Source organism: Chondromyces crocatus (assembly GCF_001189295.1).
Lineage (GTDB): Bacteria > Myxococcota_A > Polyangia > Polyangiales > Polyangiaceae > Chondromyces > Chondromyces crocatus.
In genome coordinates, this window is record NZ_CP012159.1 from 6,187,548 (window position 1) to 6,205,028 (window position 17,481).

At 68.2% G+C, this 17,481-nt stretch carries 10 protein-coding genes and 2 tRNA genes; 6 read left to right on the top strand and 6 right to left on the bottom strand.

Annotated features, from left to right (window positions below; translation table 11 throughout):
* Window positions 1–60 precede the first annotated feature (60 nt).
* Both CMC5_RS22640 and CMC5_RS22645 read left to right on the top strand, forming a co-directional pair.
* Entirely contained in the window at window positions 61–1,323 is a 1,263-nt protein-coding gene (locus CMC5_RS22640; protein WP_050432368.1) for a YfgM family protein, read from the top strand.
* Window positions 1,320–2,621, top strand: coding sequence for an outer membrane protein assembly factor BamB family protein (locus CMC5_RS22645; protein WP_050432369.1), 1,302 nt, complete (start codon window positions 1,320–1,322; stop codon window positions 2,619–2,621). The genes CMC5_RS22640 and CMC5_RS22645 overlap by 4 nt, the downstream gene beginning before the upstream one ends.
* Before the next feature lie 1,074 nt (window positions 2,622–3,695).
* On the opposite strand, the gene CMC5_RS22650 is transcribed toward CMC5_RS22645, so the two are convergent.
* The gene (locus CMC5_RS22650; protein ID WP_050432370.1) at window positions 3,696–4,304 is read right to left on the bottom strand and encodes a GNAT family N-acetyltransferase; all 609 of its coding nucleotides are present in this window, start codon (window positions 4,302–4,304) and stop codon (window positions 3,696–3,698) included.
* 64 nt (window positions 4,305–4,368) lie between these two features.
* Window positions 4,369–6,195, bottom strand: a complete 1,827-nt coding sequence (locus CMC5_RS44840) for a hypothetical protein (protein ID WP_156338807.1) — start codon at window positions 6,193–6,195, stop codon at window positions 4,369–4,371.
* Window positions 6,196–6,438: 243 nt separating this feature from the next.
* On the opposite strand from CMC5_RS44840, the gene CMC5_RS22675 reads away from it, so the two are divergent.
* Window positions 6,439–7,821 (top strand): serine/threonine protein kinase, encoded by a 1,383-nt coding sequence (locus CMC5_RS22675; RefSeq protein ID WP_050432375.1) that lies wholly within the window; start codon window positions 6,439–6,441, stop codon window positions 7,819–7,821.
* Window positions 7,822–7,987: 166 nt separating this feature from the next.
* On the opposite strand, the gene CMC5_RS22680 is transcribed toward CMC5_RS22675, so the two are convergent.
* The 4 genes from CMC5_RS22680 to CMC5_RS22695 form a co-directional block, all read right to left on the bottom strand.
* A complete protein-coding gene (locus tag CMC5_RS22680) occupies window positions 7,988–8,725 on the bottom strand; it encodes a hypothetical protein (protein ID WP_245677702.1) in 738 nt (245 codons plus the stop codon).
* Between the two features lie 242 nt (window positions 8,726–8,967).
* Window positions 8,968–10,095: a carboxylate-amine ligase gene (locus CMC5_RS22685; protein WP_050432376.1), complete on the bottom strand. Its 1,128-nt coding sequence runs from the start codon at window positions 10,093–10,095 to the stop codon at window positions 8,968–8,970.
* Between the two features lie 17 nt (window positions 10,096–10,112).
* A complete protein-coding gene (locus tag CMC5_RS22690; RefSeq protein WP_050432377.1) occupies window positions 10,113–10,421 on the bottom strand; it encodes a hypothetical protein in 309 nt (102 codons plus the stop codon).
* Entirely contained in the window at window positions 10,418–11,401 is a 984-nt protein-coding gene (locus CMC5_RS22695) for an ATP-grasp domain-containing protein (RefSeq protein WP_050432378.1), read from the bottom strand. Before CMC5_RS22695 ends, CMC5_RS22690 begins: the two co-directional genes overlap by 4 nt.
* Before the next feature lie 721 nt (window positions 11,402–12,122).
* On the opposite strand from CMC5_RS22695, the gene CMC5_RS22700 reads away from it, so the two are divergent.
* The 3 genes from CMC5_RS22700 (at window position 12,123) to CMC5_RS22710 (ending at window position 17,283) form a co-directional block, all read left to right on the top strand.
* Window positions 12,123–12,197, top strand: a tRNA-Val gene (locus tag CMC5_RS22700).
* Between the two features lie 49 nt (window positions 12,198–12,246).
* A tRNA-Asp gene (locus tag CMC5_RS22705) sits at window positions 12,247–12,323 on the top strand.
* Between the two features lie 529 nt (window positions 12,324–12,852).
* Window positions 12,853–17,283, top strand: a complete 4,431-nt coding sequence (locus tag CMC5_RS22710) for a protein kinase domain-containing protein (protein ID WP_050432379.1) — start codon at window positions 12,853–12,855, stop codon at window positions 17,281–17,283.
* The last annotated feature ends 198 nt before the right edge of the window (window positions 17,284–17,481 follow it).

Sequence of the window (17,481 nt, forward strand, 5' to 3'; positions counted from 1 at the left end):
CGGTGTGAAGGCTGGAGAGGCGGATTGACGCCGCGGGGGGCGGGACTAGAGTCCCGGCCCGTGTCGGACAAGGAAGCCAAGGCCAAAGAGCCGGTAGACGCCGCGGACGAAGGAACCGAGGAGAGCAAGGGGACGAGCCCCAAGGAGGCCGCCGCGGACGAGACGCGGGACGAGGCCGCTGCTCGGATGGCCGAGGCGCTCGGTGTGGACGGGGAAGAGGACGCGGGCGAGAAGGCCGCGGCGGACGGCGAGGGGGAGAGCGCAGAGGCGCAAGCGCCGAAGGCGCCGCCGAACCGTGCGTCGCGTCGCCGTGACGAGGTGCGGAAGCGCCGTGGAGCCGCCGCCGAGGATCTGCCGAAGGACCGGAATGCGCGAGCCAAGGAGCTGCTGAAGCGCCGGCAGGAAGCCGCCGCAGAGCGGCAGGGGCGGGTGAGTTCGCAGCTCGGCACCGGCGAGATGGTCGAGGACGTGCTCGCGCGCGCGACGTCGGGGTCGTGGAAGTGGATCCGGCAGAACTTCGCGCTGGTCCAGATGATCCTGGTCGGCGGGGTGATCGCCACGGGCGTGGTGCTGTTCTTCCTGTACCGCTCGGACGAGAAGTCCGCGACGATCTCGGATGCGCTGGCCGCAGCCGTGGCCGCCGATCGGGGGCGGGTGCTGGCGGAGGACAAGCGGAGCGACGAGGAGAAGGCGTTCGATCCGACGAAGGTCTACAAGACGTCGGATGAGCGCGCGGACGCGGCGCTCGCGGCGTACAAGCAGGTCGTCGCAGAGCACGGTGGTACGGGCGCCGGGGTGCTCGCGCGGCTGGGCGAGGCCGGGGCGCTGCTCGACAAGAAGGAGTGGGGACCCGCGCTGGAGGCGTACAACGCGGTGTCGGTGTCGACGCTGGCGAGCGCCGACGCTGATGTGAAGGGGCGCGCGCTGGAGGGGATGGGCTTTGCGAAGGAAGGCCAGAAGGATCTGGACGGCGCGCTCGCGCACTTCAAGGAGCTGGAAGGGGTCGACGCGCGAGGCTTCAAGGAGCTCGGGCTGTATCACCAGGCGCGTATCCAGCTCGCGAAGGGCGACAAGGAGAAGGCGAAGGAGCTGTTCAAGGCCGCGCGGGAGAAGCTGACTGCGAGCGGGCCGGACAAAGGCTCGCCGTTCCTGAGCGCCATGGTGGAGGATGCGCTGCGGCAGCTCGATCCCGAGGCGGTTCCGCCTCCCGCGCAGCTCGGTGGCGGTGGGTCGAAGGGGCCGGCGCTGTCGCAAGAGGAGCTGGAGCGGCTGATCAACCAGGCGAAGGAGAACGCCAAGAAGAACCTGGGGCAGACCGAATGAGCAAGCGGACGGCGGCGCTCGGGTCGCTTGTCGTCGCGGCGCTCGGGTCGCTGCTGGTCACGGTGGCCAGTGGGTGCGGGAGCATCGGGACGCTGGGCGCCCCCGAGGCGCCGCTGTGGCTCCATCATCCAGGTTCGGCGCTGTCGATCCAGATGCGCAAGGAGATCACGGCGGAGTCGCGCAAGGTAGGCGAGGTCTACGAGCGCGGTCAGCCGGCGATCGACGTGGCGCACCGGCGGGTCTTCGTCGGGTCGAGCGACTGGGGTCTGTACGCGGTGCGCGCGGACACGGGCGACGTGATCTGGCGCTTCGAGACGATGGGGCCGGTGCAGTGCGAGCCCCTGTACGATCCGGTATCGGACTCGGTGTTCTTCGGCTCGAACGACGGTGCGCTCTACAAGGTGCGCGCGACGGACGGCAAGCTGGAGTTCCGGTTCATGACGAACGCCGAGGTGTCGCGACGGCCCGTGCTGCGCGACGGCGTGGTCTATGCGACGAACGCGAACGATACGCTGGTTGCCCTCGACGCGACGACCGGGAAAATGCGGTGGTACCAGCACCGGACGCCAGCGTTCGGGATGGAGGTCGCGGGGTACGCGGGGCCAGCGCTGGGTGAGGACAAGGTGTTCACCGCGTTCTCCGACGGGACCGTGATGGCCTACGACATCAAGGACGGCTCCGAGGAGTGGGTGGCCGTGGATCTCGCCGCCGAGGCCGAGCAGGCCACGGGAGAGACGCCGAAGTACCTGGACGTGGACACCACGCCGCTCGTCGACAAGACGGCGAACGGTGAGGTGGTGTTCGTGGCGGGGTACGCCGCGGGGCTGTTCGCACTCGACGCCGAAGACGGCTCGCGCGTCTGGTCGAACGACAAAGCGGTGGGCGTGACGGAGATGATCCTGTGGCGTCAGCCGGCGCATCTTCCGCGCGACGGCAAGGGGCCCAGGGTGCCGGAGAAGAAGTTGATCATCGCGGCGTCGGGTCTGTCGGGGTTGTGGGCGATCGATCCGGCGGACGGTCGGACGGTCTGGCGGCGGAACCTGCCGGAGGGGGGGATGTCGGCACCCGTGCAGGTCGCTGGGGCCATCATGGTGGCGACGTCGCGGTACGGGTTGTTCCTGTTCTCGCCGGAGGACGGGGCAGTCATCGACGGGATCGACATGGGAGGCGCGCTGTCGACGACGCCGGCCGCCTACGGTCGCCGTGCGTTCTTGCTCACCAACGGGGGCTCGCTGCTGGGTTTGCACATCACAGCGCCGTCGAGCGCCGTGGCCAAGTACCAGGCGCCGCCGCCTTGATGAACGAGACCGGCGCGATGGCCTGAATTCGCCGGTCGGAAACGGAGCCCAGGCCCGGAACGCGGACGAGCTGCGGCTCGGACGTGGGGATCGGGCCTGGAAACTCCGGTGCCGTGGCTCGGAAGCTGGAATGGGCCTAACGTGGCGGAATTGGTTGAGCTGAGGGCGAAACGGGGCCTGGGACAGCCGCGGAACTGCGACTCAGGAGCTGGGATTGGGCCCAAAGTGGCGAGTTCGCTGAGCTGAGAGCGAAACGGGGCCTGGGAAGCGGAACCGGCCGTCGTGTGAGGTTGGAAACGGGGCCTGGAGCGGGCGTTTCGGCGGGGCCGAGGGCCGAGGTGGAAACTGGGCCCGGATGGGTGGGAAACCCCGGTCGGTCCAGAGGCCAGAATCAGGCCCGGGAAGCGGGGAAAACTCACTGAACTGAGGGCGGGGTCGGATCCGAGCGGCGGAAGGTCTGCCGGGTCGGGTCCAAGGGTGGAGAAGGCCGTCGTGTCTGGGCCGGTCGTCGAGCTGGCGCCGGAGGAGGCGAGGCGCGGATCCATCCGAGCGCGCTCGAAGCCGACCTGGGCTGATACGCCAGGACTCCTCAGAAGGGCGGACCGAGTTCGCGGTAGGTCGAGTGGCCCGGAGAGGCGCCTTGCCGAGGGAGAGCAGTGGGAAAGGGGGCGGAACTCCGGTGCAGATAGCCGGTTTCAGGCCCGATTCTTCCCTGCTTACGCAGGTATGTTAGTTCGCATAAGATACATTATGTAAACTAACCTCGAAGGGCCGAAGCGGGCTCGGAGGACCACCGGACGCGCGTGGGATGCGCTGGCAAACGGCAGCGTGTTGGGTTGTCAGACGGCGTTCGAGCGCAATTTCTTCAACGCGCGGAGCGGTTCGCTGGCGGTTCGCTGACGTCTGGTCCGATCTCGCGTCGGGCGTCCGCGCGCGCAGGAGGCGGGGCTCAGGTCGAAAAGACACGGACCGAGCCCTGGAGGCCGAGCTTTCGCGTCAACGCTCCAGCGTTCCGGCCCAGCGTGATGGCCGTGAGGCGGTTCAGCTCTACTCTGGGGCTTGGCGGACGGGAGATCAGGTCTCGGCGTCGTCGATCGGAGGCGGCGTTTCGTCGTCTTCTTCTTCTGGCTCGACGGCTGGTGGGATGGGTCTCCAGACGAGGCGCTCTCCAGGTCGGAGCAGCTCTTCACCTGCCGTCTTCCGCTGCTCGGACCAGCGCTGGATGGCTTCTGGCGCTCCCTCCCCTGCCCTTTCCGTTTGCAGGCCGACCTCCCGGCAGAACGCGAGAGCCCAGGGAGCGCGATCCCAGACGCTGGAGACGATGTGGCTGAGATCGTGAGCGCGTGCGCTGTCTTGCAGGGTCTCGAGCAGCCGCCTCGCGATGCCGAAGCGCTGGTAGTCGGGGTGGACGACGAGATGGATCAAGCGAGCCACGCCCGGGGCTTCGTCGCGCCAGATCAGGAAGCCCACGACCTGGTGGTCGGCTTCGGCCACGAGGAGGTCGTGATCGCGGGTCGAGGCCACGAGCTCCGGGAGGGTGCGGGGGGGCCACGAGGTGTCGTCGAGGCCGATGTCCCTGTACATGGCGGCACAGGCCTGCTCGATCTCGATCAGGGCCGGGAGCTGGGCCTCTTGCAGTTTGGTGACCCGGATCCGGTCCGGTGGTGTCCGTTCGGCTTCCATGGGGCGAGCGTAGCGCCAGATCGAGCGGACTGCGGTGGGTTCCTCGGTCCGAGGATCCCGAAGATCAGGCGCCGCCGCCGAGGAGTCGCGCGAGGGTGGCGCCTTCGCTGGCGCTGAGCGGGACGAGGATGGCGGTGGTCGCGCCGGCGGGAGGCTCGGTGCGCTCGTCGAGGAGGACCACCCGGACTTCGCCCGGGGTCGCGGTGGCGAGAACGGCGACCCGGAGGGCTGGCAAGGCTTCGACGGGAGGGCTCGGGACGCGCGGGGGGGCCGGCGCGTGCCACCGGGTGAGATCCGTGGCCCAGGTGGGATCGGCCTGGAAGGTGGCGGTGTCGTCGCCTTCGGCCGCGCTGTCACGGTCCGACTGGGGAGTGCGCGGTTGTTCTGCGAGGCCCGCCTCGGCGAGGGTTTCACCCTGGACCGGGCCGTCGGGGTTCGTGGATCCCGACCAGGCTTCGGCAGCAGGGCTGGCCGGGATGGGCGGTGATGCGATGAGGGCTGGGGACGTGGACTCCAGGATGAGGGGGGCGACGTCCGTGCGAGCGCCTTCGATGATACGGGTGTCCTCGTCGAGGTCGTCGATGCGGATGTTCGCGAGCTCGGGATGCTCGCGGCCGCGCGCAGCGAGTGCGGCGAGTTCCTGTTCGCGCAGGAAGTCGACGTGGAGCCGCTGCATCGTCACCTCTTCGTCCCAGCGGAGGCCCGCCGAGGCGATGGCAGGGACGCCGCGCTGTCGCTGGGATGGGGTTCGCGCGGTGTCGGGCGCGGTGTTGGGATCGAGCTGGGGTCGCGACTCCGGGGGCTCGGGAGGGAGCCCGAGCGCATCCCGCGCGGCCGCGCTGTCACCGATGGGGGGAGCAAGCCCGAGCTGGGTGGAGACGCGCGGTTGCTGTCGTTGACGCGTCGGGGCCTCGGAGGTGAGGGGCGTGGCGGGATGCTCCGCCGCAGTGCGTGGCTCCTGGGGTCGCCGGTGCTGGCGAGGGTCCAGCTCGGGAGGGGCCGCGATGGAGGGGGGTCTCCCCTGCGCGCCGCTGGGGGCTCGAGCGGAGGTGTGCAGACGCGGATCGATGGAGGGAGCCTGCGCGGGAGCAGGATGATGGGGAGCTGGGTGCGCGGCGGGAGGTCGGGCCGAGGGACCTGGCCTGCCTGCGGGCAGCGGTTGGGGTGGAGGCTGTCGCGAGGGGTGCTGGCCTCGAGGGGGATGCTCCGAACGCATGGCCGGTGGTGAGGCCGAGGCGCTGCGGACCGCTGCAGCGGGAGGTGGCGCAGAGACGTGGCGCGCCAGTCCTGGTGGTGGGGGGGCCGCCGAGGGATGGCGCGGCGCAGGCCCCGGGGCCGCGGAGAGGCTGCGCGCGGGCGGAGGCGCAGAGTGTGCGCGGTTCGGAGGAGGCGGGGGCGCGTTGCGGGCTGGTGGCGCGGCGGACGACGTCCGGGGGGACGGGGGCGGGCTCGCCGTCGGGCCCGAAGGCGCTCGGTGCACGGCGCCGGGCGTTGGGGTCTGCGCCGCGGGGCTCTGCGTGGGGAGCGGTGGCGCTGCGCTGGAAAGGCGTGGAGGGGGCGCTGCGCTGGACATCCGGGGGGGAGGCGCGACGCTCGATGCCTGAGGGGTGAGGCTGGTGGTCTCCGGAGGAGGCGCGACGCTCGACGTCTGCGGTGGAGGGGCCACGCTGGAGGTCAGCTTGGTGGCGATCTCGGCGGCGACCTTGAAGAGCTCCAGCGAGCGAACGTCGGCGTTGGCGTCGGATGCCTGTTCGGCGGCGCGACGGAGCCACTTCAGACTCTCTTCGTGTTCGCCTCGTCCCCAGAGCGCGTTTGCCGTCAGCAACGCCAGGTGAACATCCTCGTTGTCGTCATCCCGGGGCGGCGGGATCTGGCGCAGCTGAACCTCCATATCACCTCGTGAGGAGACGGGCTCTACCGTGTATCACGATTCGCACAGTGGGGTATCGAAACGTCATCGGTCGATGGTGCCCAAGGAGGCGAAGAGTATCGTGAAAGAGCCTGACCCGTTGATACCTGTGCCGAGTCGCCGGCCGCAACCTTGAGCAAGGCGCCCGGTTCGTGGCACGCTGAGCGCCCCGTCGGGGGCCTGACCCCACACGCCGCTGCGGTTGAGGACCGCGCAGGAGCGCCGTTGCTGTTCCCTTCGGAGTTGAAGCCAGGAGATACGCTGGGTCGCTACGAGATCCTCGCGCCCATTGCCAAAGGTGGCATGGCTGCCGTGTGGGCCGCGCGGCTCGTGGGCACGCGCGGTTTCCAGAAGATCGTCGCCATCAAGACGATGCTTCCTGATCTCAGCGACAACGCCGACTTCGAGGCGATGTTCCTCGATGAGGCCCGGCTCGCGTCGCGCATCCGTCACCCCCACGTGGTGGAGATCGTGGATCTCGGTGACGAGGAGGGGCTGCTCTACCTGGTGATGGAGTGGGTCGACGGGGAGACCATCTTCACGCTCAACAAGAGCGCCAAGGCAAACGGTGGCATCCCGCTCCGCATCTTGTTGAAGATCGTGAGCGACGCCTGCGCGGGGCTGCACGCAGCGCACGAGCTGCGCGACGACAAGGGGCAGCTCCTCAACCTGGTCCATCGCGACATCTCGCCACAGAACATCATGGTGTCGTTCGACGGGATCGTGAAGATCGTCGACTTCGGCGTGGCCAAGGCTGCTGGACGCTTGCACGAGACGCAGGTGGGCAGCGTGATGAAGGGGAAGGTCCCGTACCTGTCCCCGGAGCAGCTCATGTCGGGCAAGGTCGATCGGCGCGCCGACATCTTCGCGCTCGGCATCCTCATCTACGCAAGCCTGACGGGGAAGCACCCTTTCCGCGGGGAGAACGACGCGAGGACGATCGAGAACATCGCGCGGCGGGCCCACGTGCCACTGCGCGACTTCGCGCTCGACGTGCCGCCGGAGCTGGAGGACGCCGTCGATCGGGCACTGTCGAAGAACCCTGCCGATCGCTGGCCGGACTGTGCTGCGCTGCAGCGTGCGCTGCAGGAGATGGCGAGCACGGTCGGCCCCCCTGTCACGGATGGCGACGTGGCTCGGTATGTGCGCTCGACGCTGGGGGATGTCGTCGAGGAGCGTCGCAAGCGTCTGGCGGTGGCCATCCAGCTCGCGGACGCCCGTGTGGGCACGGATCGGAGCCGCTCTTCGGGGGTGAGACCCGCCACGCGGGGAGGCGCACCGCTTCCGGCGACCTACTCGGGCATCATCCCGGTCCAGCTGGATGAGCGGGCCGAGGAGCAGGACGCGGCGCCAGAGTCGGTCCCCTTGGCGCCCGATGCGCGCGCGGTGGCACCAGGAGCCATCCTCGCGACGACCCGTCCACGTCGGTCTGCGCTGCCCTATGCGCTGGTCGCCGTCCTCGTCTTGCTGGTTGGTGCCGCCCTCGCCCTCCGTGCGGGCTTGCTTCCCGTGCCGGACGCCGTTCGTCCTCACCTGCCGCGGCTCATCGCACCGCCGCAGAGCGGTGGACCGCCAGCGCCGGCCGACCCAGCCCCCCTCCAGCCCTAGCGATCGTTGCGACGTCAGCGCCGCGATCGCGCGGCGCCACCACGCCGGCGGCATCGCGTTCTGCGATGCTGGCACTGCGAGCCAGCGTCACCACGTGCTGCAAATGCAGAGAGAGCAGGCCACCTGCGCCTGCTCTCTCTCTCCGTCCTACCCAGACCGGGGCAGGTCAGTAAACGCCGGCTCTCGGCTCCGGAATGCACACGCCCATCGTGCAGAGCAGGAGATCGATGTCGCCTGCTGCGCAATACACCTGACGGGTGCAGTAGTCGTCGAAGGCACAGAGCCGGTGGCAAGACTCCTCGTTACCGAGTCCTCCCGTGAACGTCACGCAGTCCCACCCGCTGGTGATCCAGAGCCCTTCGGACTGGCTGGTGTCGAAGAGGCACGCCGGCGATCGGGTCTCGGGATCGAACACCTCCGCCGTGCACGGGCGGTTCGGCTTGAGCCGCGCTCGCGCGGAGGACATCGTGTTGAGCAGGTAGGTGAAATCACACGTCTGCTCGAGCTGCACCTCGCGGCTGACGCGGGTTCGCAGCTGATCCTTCTTCATTGCGTAGGAGCGCACCGCCCGGATCGCCGACAGCAGCTCGGTATTGCCCTCTTCGGGCTTCGTCCCGGATCGAAGGGCAGTGAGCGCGCGATCGACGAGCTGCTCGGCCTCGGGATCACGCCCCGCCGAGCCGTCCTTGGCGTAGCCGAGGCGCACGTAGCTGGGAGGCGTGCGGGAGTTGCAGGGCTTGGCGTGATCCCAGAGTTGCGGATTGACGATCGTCGGTCGCTTGCTGAAAGGCTCCTTGCAAACGCCTACCGCGCCCGGTGGGAGCGCACCAGAGGCCCGCTCGGAGGGTTGCCCCGGGCCTTCGTGCATGTACTCGGTCGATGCACAGCCCGCGGCGTGGGTCATCGCGAGTGTGCAACCTGTCATGAGGAGCGCCGCCAATCGGTGCGGAGCGGACATGTTCTGCGCCACGAAGGCACGGTAGCAGAGGCCGCGACCCCGCCGAAATCTCTGTCGTACACTTCCTCGACGAAGCGGAGAAAACAGCCTTCTCCGCCCTCCCCTACCCCTGCCAAGGAGCCAGCCCGACCCGGTCGAGTGGGGGGTCGAGGGACCCGGGGCCGCCCACGTTCCCCCCGCGCGGACGTCTAGAGCCCGAGGGACGACTGGACGATCAGCTCATCGACGACGGCCTGGTAGGAGCCAGTCTTGGCAAAGACCGCGAGCTGCCGGTCGGCACTGGTGCCTTCCTTCAGGATTCCGCGGATGCGCTCCAGCGCCGCCTGCGAGTGGAAGATGACGGCCGCTTCCTCCACGAAATCGAGCAGCTCGCCCACCAGGTGGCGGACGGGCACCTGCTCCTGCTTGCCGAAATCGATGAGCTGGCCATCGATCCCGTACCGCACGGCGCGCCACTTGTTCTCCTCGATCAGCTCCCGCGAGTACTCACGGAACGCCCAGTTGCGGCGGTAGAGCAGGTAGAGCTTGCCCATGAGCGCCTGGATGAGCGCCGCGATCGCGAGCGTGTCGTCCACGCGGGTGGTCATGTCACAGACGCGCACCTCGACGGTGTCGAAGAACGGGTGAGGGCGGACGTCCCACCAGATCTTCTTCGCGTTGTCGATACACCCCGTCTTGACGAGGGTGTCGACGAAACGCTGGAACTTGCCATACGAGTCGAAGTGACCGGGGATGCCCGTCCGCGGGAAGCGCTTGAAGATCTCGGTCCGGATGCTCTTGAGGCCCGACGGGCGCCCCAGCCAGAACGGCGAGCTCGTGGAGATGGCGAGGATGTGCGGCAGGAAGTACCGGACCTGGTTGGTCAGCGCCATCGCGACCTCCTTGTCCTTGATGCCGACATGCACATGCAGGCCGAAGATCAGGTTCGCGCGCGCGACGTCCTGTAGATCTTCGACGATGCCCTTGTAGCGTTCGCCGTCGGTGATCTCCTGCTTCTTCCAGTCGCTGAAGGGGTGGGTCCCGGCCGCGACGATGCGCATGCCGCCCTTCTCGGCGAGGGTCTTCAAGCTTCCCCGCAGCTCGCAGATCTCGTCGCGGGCCTGGTTGATGTCACGGCAGATCCCCGTGCCGGTCTCGACGACCGATTGATGCATCTCGGGGCGCACCCGCTCGCGCAGGATGGCGCTCTGTCTCCCCTCCTCCAGGATCTGACTGACGTACGAGCGAAGCTCGCGCGTCTCGGCATCGACGATCTGGAACTCCTCCTCGATGCCTATGGTGAACTGACCGTCGAGAAGCCCTTGAACCGTTGTCATGATAAGCGTGGTCCCCTTCAGCGTGGCTCGTGCTCGATCTCGATGATGAACGTGGGCATCGCTTCCCCGCTCGATGGGCGCGGTGCAAAGCGTGTTCGGCAGTGGTGCTGGGCGTGGTCCGGGAAGGTGAATTGCTTCCCGAGGAGGAGGACGGGGAGTGCGCGCGTGCCGAGGTGTCGCCCCCCGAGGTCCGCTCTTCGATCCCGTTTCTCGTCCTGATCTGGAAGGTCTGCCCCGTCCCCCTCCTCGACCTCCTCGGTCCGGGGGACAGGGTAGCGGCCCGCGGTCGACACCGCGGCGCGGGGTTGGGGGGCGACCGAGGTCACGTCGTGCTTCCGAACCGTATCTTCTCGACGTTGGGGTCGATCAGCTTCGCCCAGTGATAGCTGTCGCGCGTCTTGCGCCCCTCTTTTGCAGCGGCCACGGCGAACTCGACCATCCAGTCGATGGAGATGTTGAAGTAGCGCTCGCCCAGGTGCTCGACATGCATGTCGGGGGCCGGGTTCGTGAAGTCGATCGCGTACGGGACCCCGTCCTTCACGGCGAACTCGACCGAGTTCATGTCGTACCGGAGCGCCTTGTTGATGGTGATCGCGTCGTTGATCACCCGGTCGTGCAGATCCTGAGGAAGCCACCTGTCCTCCTCGCGCGGGACGTAGCGGCCCCGGAGCCCCGTCGGACCGATCTCCTTGGGGTTGTACTGGATGGGCAGGATCCGATCCTGGCCGACGCAGATGCAGCGGATGTAGTCATCGAAGTCGATGAACTGCTGCAAGGTCATCACGTTGAGCCCGGAGGCATTGTATGCCGCAAGCAGCTCTGCGGGCGAGCGGACCACCGTCACGTCCTTCCATCCGCCGCCGTCGGCCGGCTTGAGGATGGCGGGGAAGCCCACGTAGTCGACGATCGCCTCCCAGTTCAGCGGATACTCCAGGTTGCGGAGGCTGCGATCCTTGGAGATGGCCGGGATGTAGTCTTGCTGGGGGAGCATCACCGTGCGCGGGATGGCGACACCCAGCTGGGAGGCGAGCGAGTAGCCGAAGAATTTGTCGTCTGCGCTCCACCAGAAGGGATCGTTGATCACGAAGGCGCCGCCCAGGACCGCCGCCTTCAGGTAGAAGCGGTAGTGCTTCACCTCGTGGCTGATGCGGTCGATGAGCACGCGGTAAGGGCTCTCGAAGCGCTCCGCCGTGCCGCCGAGTTTCGCGAGTTCGGCCTGGATCCCAGGGATCTTGTTGCACCTCTCGATGAAGGCCTTGGGGAACGAGTGTTCCCAGCCCACGAGGACGCCGATTTTCTCCGCCATACGCTCCTTCTCTCTTCCGCTCTTGGGCAACCGTGACGCGCTTGCCGGGCAATTCTGCGGCAAGCAGCGTACTGGCGGATAGTCCGGAAACCCAGAGAAGAGAAGCGAGGATGGCTGCTCGAGGCCTCGGGTGTCCCCGGGTCGCATGACGCTCTTCGCGGAGGCCCAAGGCCGCAGGCACGTCACACCACCAGAGCCCCCGCCGTGGTTGGGCCACCAAGACCCTCGCCCGTCATGTCACCCCGGTCCAGCCGGGTCGAGACGGATAGACAGGGTCGAGATGAGGAGACAGGAGGAGTGAGAGAGGGCGGGGGCGAGATGATGGAGGCCTTCTGATGAGGGAGGGGGCATGTCTGTCTCTGGAAACGAAGAAGGCCGCTGGACTGGGGACGAGGAGGGTCTCCGGGAGCAGAGAGGAGGTGACCCAGGCTTTGGTCGAGAGGGCGGAGGACGCGCGATGATGCGTCTGCTTCGAGGGGGGCGTAAGCGAGATCCCCTTCCGGAAGAATCGACATCACCGAGTCGATTCGCCCATTGACAAATGAAGCATCTGCGGGCACTTACCGCGTGCCGGTTGGGTTGGCCCTGGTAGCAGGGCTGGCCTCGCAGGGCCGCGGAAGCATTGCGAATGGTGTATTCAGAAGCCATTCACGAGAAAACGCGATAAAAAAGAAACTTGACAGAATGAGTTTCGCGATTAGAGTGGCGCGACTCTCCGACAGGGCGGGTAGCTCAGTGGCAGAGCGCTGGCCTTACAAGCCGGTGGTCGCAGGTTCGACCCCTGTCCCGCCCACCAGGTGGGGTAGGCACTCTACTTCGTCTTCGTCGTCAGTGGTTTGATTCTTGGGGTGGTAGTTAAGTTGGTTATAACGCCGGCCTGTCACGCCGGAGGCCGCGGGTTCGAGTCCCGTCCACCCCGCCAACTTTTCGACTGATTCGCTTTGTAACTTAATCGCTTCTATCGAGCACCCTGTCTTTGACAGGGTGTTTTCGTTTTGTCTCTGGGTTTTCCGAAGCGATAGGGACGGCTGGACGAGACAGAACCGGGAGCTGGTCGAGCGTGTCTACCTGAAGGCGTGCGCTGCGTCGGCCGGGTGTTGATCGAATTTTCCGGGCGGGCTTGTTCGCGGCAGATACCTCGCGACGATCCTCGTGAGGCAGGTAACCGCGCGTCGTCGAACGCAATCGAGTCATGCGGTCCCTCCCCTGCAAGGTGACCTGCGGGGGGTCGCCAGAAGGGCCGTCGACGCAGACCCTTGGTGCATGTCCCGTTATCGCCCTCTACCCCCGAAAGGCCATCAGCGATATGGCGATCGGGGTCTGCCATGCCTGGCCTGCCTTCGCGTTGACTTCAATGGCGAGCTGAGCTGGTTGGTGCGCCCCCCGAAGCCCTCGGATCCAGGTTACCCTGCCGCGGGCTCCGCGGGCGCTCGCGGGAAAAGCCAAGAGGGATGTCCGTGCGGGAAGGTTTGTTGGAGGTCGGCGCGCGCATCGACGACCGCTACGAGGTACTCGGGTACCTCGGCAGCGGCGGTCACAGCATCGTGTACGACGCGCGCCAGCTCATCACCACCCAGCGCGTGGCGCTCAAGCTGCTCCGGCTCGAGACGCTGAACCGCTCGCGTGATGCCAAGGCGCAGGCCGCGCGCTTCGAGCGGGAGATGCAGGTCATCGCCCAGCTGAACCACCCGCACATCGTGCGGCTCCTGGATGCCGGACGGCTCCCCGACGAGCGGTTGTACCTGGCCCTCGAGTTCGTCGAGGGGGAGACGTTGACCAGCCTCACCCAGAAGAGAGGTGGCGTGGACGCCGTCGAGGCACGGCGGCTGATGCTGCAGGTCCTGGATGCGCTGGTCTATGCGCACGAACGCGGTGTCATCCACCGCGATCTGAAGCCGCACAACATCATGGTCACGGGCTCCGGCGCGCGACGGTACGCCAAGGTGCTCGATTTCGGCATCGCCGCGCTGGTGGGTGACGCCCGAAACGAGGACTACCGGGCGCTGACCGCTCCAGGTGAGTTCAACGGGACTCCGGCCTACATGGCGCCGGAGCAGCTCGTTCAAGGGGCACCGATCAGCGCCTCCGATCTCTACGCCTGGGGGTTGACGTTCATCGAGTGCATCACAGGGGTGCCGGTGATGCGTGACGCTTCCGTCGCCGAGGTGATCTTTCGTCAGCTCAGCACGGATCCCATCCCCCTCCCCGCTCCCTTGCGCGGCCACCCGCTGGGCGCCGTTCTCGCGAGGGCGACGGCGAAGAACGTGGGGCAGCGCTTCGCGTCGGCGCGTGAAGCTTACGACGCGCTGGAGCGCTGTGACGTCAGCGGTCTGCCGTGGCCCCTCCCTCCTGGCGAAGGCGGCAGGGCGGTCGCGATCCCTCCCAGCCCGAACGATCCCACGAGCGAGTTCATGATGCCCGATCCGACCGGCGCCACGCTGGAGGTGTCGCGCACGAAGACTCCTCCAGGGAGTCATCCGCCGATCGCCTCGGCGCCCACGATGGCCCTCGCCGGTCGTAACCCGCTCTCTTCGGGCATGTCGTCCGGGAGCGTCGGGCCCCTGTCCTCCTTGCAGAGGTCGATTCCCCACGCCCCGTCGTACGCGCCCGTCCCCTCGTCCCAGTCGCACGCGCCAGTCCCGCCGTCTCAAGCGACCACCGCTCGCCCTCAGGCGACCGGGAACCCGCTCGGCATGTCGGCGCCGCACGGAATCCATTCGAGCGGGCAACCCATGTCGGTCGCCTCGAACAGCATCCAGGGTCGACAGGGGCCCATGTCGGTGCGCGGCGAGCGACGCCAGCTCACCATCCTGCTCTGCGGGCTCGCCGACGTCGACAGTGTCTCGGCCACGCTCGACCCGGAGGCGTTTCACGATCTCGTGCAGACCTTCCAGGCCATGTGCGCGGTGGTGATCGAGGCGCACGGCGGCGTCGTGGTGCGACATCCGAGCGAAGGCGTCCTCGCGTACTTCGGGTTCCCTGTCGCCCAGGAAGACGATGCCCAGCGCGCCGTGCAGACCGCGCTCGATCTCGTGGAGCAAGTGCCTCGCCAGGGCGCCGAGGCGGGGCTCAGCGTCCCCCTCGCCGTGCGCGTCGGCGTTCACGCCGGGCTGGTGGTGATCACGGACAGCGAAGCCCAGCCATCTCTCGTCGGCCCGACCCTCGCCGTGGTCACGCACCTGCTGGAGCGTGCAGCCCCCGGTGTGGCGCTCACGAGCCGGAGCGTCCAGCGCCGCGTCGAGGGATACTTCCGGTTCGAGCGCTTCGGTGAGGGGACGCCGCGCGGGAGCACGCAACCGCTGGAGATGTTCGTGATCCAGGGGCGCACCCTGGCGCGTGATCGCCTCGATACCCGCGGTCTCAGCCCCATGACCGGGCGCGACGAAGAGCTGCGACAGCTCATGGCGCGGTGGGAAAAGGCGGCGAGGGGCGCGGGCCAGGTGACGCTTCTCAGTGGAGAGGCTGGCATCGGGAAATCGAGGACGGTGCGCGCCTTTCGTGAGCTGCTCGCCTCCGAAGAGCACCGATGGATGGAGGCGCGCAGCTCCCCGCAGCTCCAGAACAGCGCCTTCTATCCGTTCATCGAGCTGCTCCGCGATCTGCTGGCCGAAGGTGACCGGGATCCGCTCTCCAGCTCCTCGGTGACCACGTCGTCCGGCCCGGAGAGCGTGCGCGATCCTCGCACGCTGACGGGTGAGCTGCGCCTCTCGCTGCTCGAGCGCCTTCTCGCCAAGGTCGACGCTGGACCGCTGGCCGTGCCGCTCATCGCCGCGCTGCTCGGCATCCCGACGGGTGGACGCCACCCGATCGTGCAGCTCACCCCCCAGCGGCAGCGCCAGGAGACCATCGCCGCCCTGGTCCAGCTTTTCCTCGGCCTCTCCGACCAGCAGCCCCTGGTCCTCGTTGCCGAGGACCTGCACTGGGCCGACCCCTCCAGCCTCGAGCTGCTGGGGCTGCTCATCGAAGAGACACGTCACGCCCCCGTCCTGCTCTTGCTCACGGCGCGCCCCACGTTCAACCAGCCCTGGCCCGTACGCACGCACATGAGCCACCTCCCGCTCGGCCCCCTGGGCGCCGACGACAGCGAGCGGCTCGTCGGCTACCTCGCGAGCGCCTGGGGCGGGGAGCGCGCTCCCCTGGGCCCGGACGTGATCCGCAACCTCGCGGCGCGCAGCGACGGCGTCCCGCTCTTCGCAGAGGAGCTGACCAAGATGGTGCTGGAGTCCTCCAGCGCCCGCGCCTCCTCCGACGGCGCCGTCGAGATCCCGGCCACCCTCCAGGACTCGTTGATGGCGCGCCTCGACAGGCTCGGCCCCGCGAAGGAAGTCGCCCAGCTCGGGGCGGTCCTCGGCCGCTCCTTCCGCTACGACGTCCTCGAACAGGTCGCGATCGGCCACGGCAACCAACCTGCGCTGCTGTCCTCCGCGGACACCTCGGCCTTGCGGCACGCCCTCGGCCAGCTCGTCGACGCCGAGCTGGTCTTCCAGCGCGGCCGCCCCCCTCGCGCGACGTACACGTTCAAGCACGCCCTGGTCCAGGATGCCGCGTACCAGTCGCTCCTCAGGAGCACCCGACAGCAGGTCCATGCCTGCATCGCCGAGGTGCTCTCGGTCCGGTTCCCGGACACGCCCTCCGAGCTGCTCGCGCACCACTACACCGAGGCCGCACTCATCCCCCAGGCCGTCGCCGCGTGGCAGCGGGCCGGCGAGGCCGCCCTCGTCGCCTCCGCGCATGCAGAGACGCTCCACCACCTGCGTCGCGGCCTGGAGCTCCTGAAGCAGCTCCCAGAGACCATCGAACGCGCCAGGGAGGAGATCACCCTCCAGATCACCCTCGGTGTCGCGCTGATGATCACCCGCGGGTACGGCGCTCCCGAGGTCGAAGCGGCGTACGCCCATGCGCACGCCCTCTGCCGCAAGGTCGGCTCTTCACCGCAGCTCTTCCCTGCCCTCTGGGGACTCTGGATTTTTTACCATGTGCGCGGCGACTACGTGATCGCCGAGCAGCATGGAGAGCAGCTCCTCGAGCTTGCGGAGGCCACGAACGACTCCGGCATCCTGCTCGGCGCGCACCAGGCCCTCGGCGCCACCCGCTTCCTCCGCGGGCGCCTGCGCGAAGCGCGCGACCACTTCAACCGCGCACTCGACATCTACGATCCTGCCAAGCACCTGCCGCTCGCCTTCCTCTTCGGGCAGGACGCGGCCGCGTTCAGCCTGTCGCATCTTTCCTGGCTCGCCTTCCACCTCGGCGAGCCCGAGCGCGCCCGGGCCCACGCGTCCGAAGCGCTCGCCCTCTGCGACGAGCTGAACCAGCCCGTGAGCCGGGGCTTCGCGCTGCACTTCGTGGCGTCCCTGGGGTGCCTCCTCGGCGACATCGAGATGGCCGAGAGCAACGCGCGCACCGTCCTGCAGCTCTCCGAGGAGGTCAGCATGCCCCACTGGAAGGCTCTCGCCGAGATCGACCTCGGCTGGGCTGCGTCCATCCGGGGTGACCACCGTGGAGGAGCCCAGCGCATCCGCGGCGGCCTCGAGTCGATGGTCAACGGCGCCGGGAGCCGCGTCAGCTACACCGAGTGGCGGTCTGCTCAGATCGAGGCCGAGATCGGCGCGGGCCACCTCGACGAAGCCCGCGCTCTGCTCGATGACGCGCTCGCGTTCGTCGACTCCCACGACGAGCGCTACTTCGAGCCGGAACTCTACCGCCTGGTCGGCGTCCTCGCCCTCGCCCGGGGTGGGGAGCGCGCCCGCGAAGAAGCCGACGAAGCCTTCAAGAAGGCCCTCTCCATCGCCGAGCGTCAGGGGGCCCTGGGGCTCGCCACGCGCATCACCCGATCGATGGCGCAGCTCCCTCCGGTCGAATCTTCGAAGCCCTCCCGATCCTGAGCTCGACCGGGGCTTCGAGCCCTGATCGCGCCCGCTCACCGCTGCGGTACGCGCCGACGATCCACGCTCTGCTCAGCGGAACGCAGGCGCAGCCCACGACCGTCGGTCGTCGAGGTGATGTCGACGTGAGGTGATGTCGAGGCAACGAGGGGCACGCGTCGGCGTGAGCGCAGCCGCGTACCCCCAGCGAGCGCTGTT

Bases quoted from the DNA above. Each gene is read 5' to 3' on its own strand.
- CMC5_RS22645 (WP_050432369.1), top strand. From the start codon at position 1,320: ATGAGCAAGCGGACGGCGGCGCTCGGGTCGCTTGTCGTCGCGGCGCTC.
- CMC5_RS22650 (WP_050432370.1), bottom strand. From the start codon at position 4,304: ATGGAAGCCGAACGGACACCACCGGACCGGATCCGGGTCACCAAACTG.
- CMC5_RS44840 (WP_156338807.1), bottom strand. From the start codon at position 6,195: ATGGAGGTTCAGCTGCGCCAGATCCCGCCGCCCCGGGATGACGACAAC.
- CMC5_RS22680 (WP_245677702.1), bottom strand. From the start codon at position 8,725: ATGACCCACGCCGCGGGCTGTGCATCGACCGAGTACATGCACGAAGGC.
- CMC5_RS22685 (WP_050432376.1), bottom strand. From the start codon at position 10,095: ATGACAACGGTTCAAGGGCTTCTCGACGGTCAGTTCACCATAGGCATC.
- CMC5_RS22695 (WP_050432378.1), bottom strand. From the start codon at position 11,401: ATGGCGGAGAAAATCGGCGTCCTCGTGGGCTGGGAACACTCGTTCCCC.
- CMC5_RS22710 (WP_050432379.1), top strand. From the start codon at position 12,853: ATGTCCGTGCGGGAAGGTTTGTTGGAGGTCGGCGCGCGCATCGACGAC.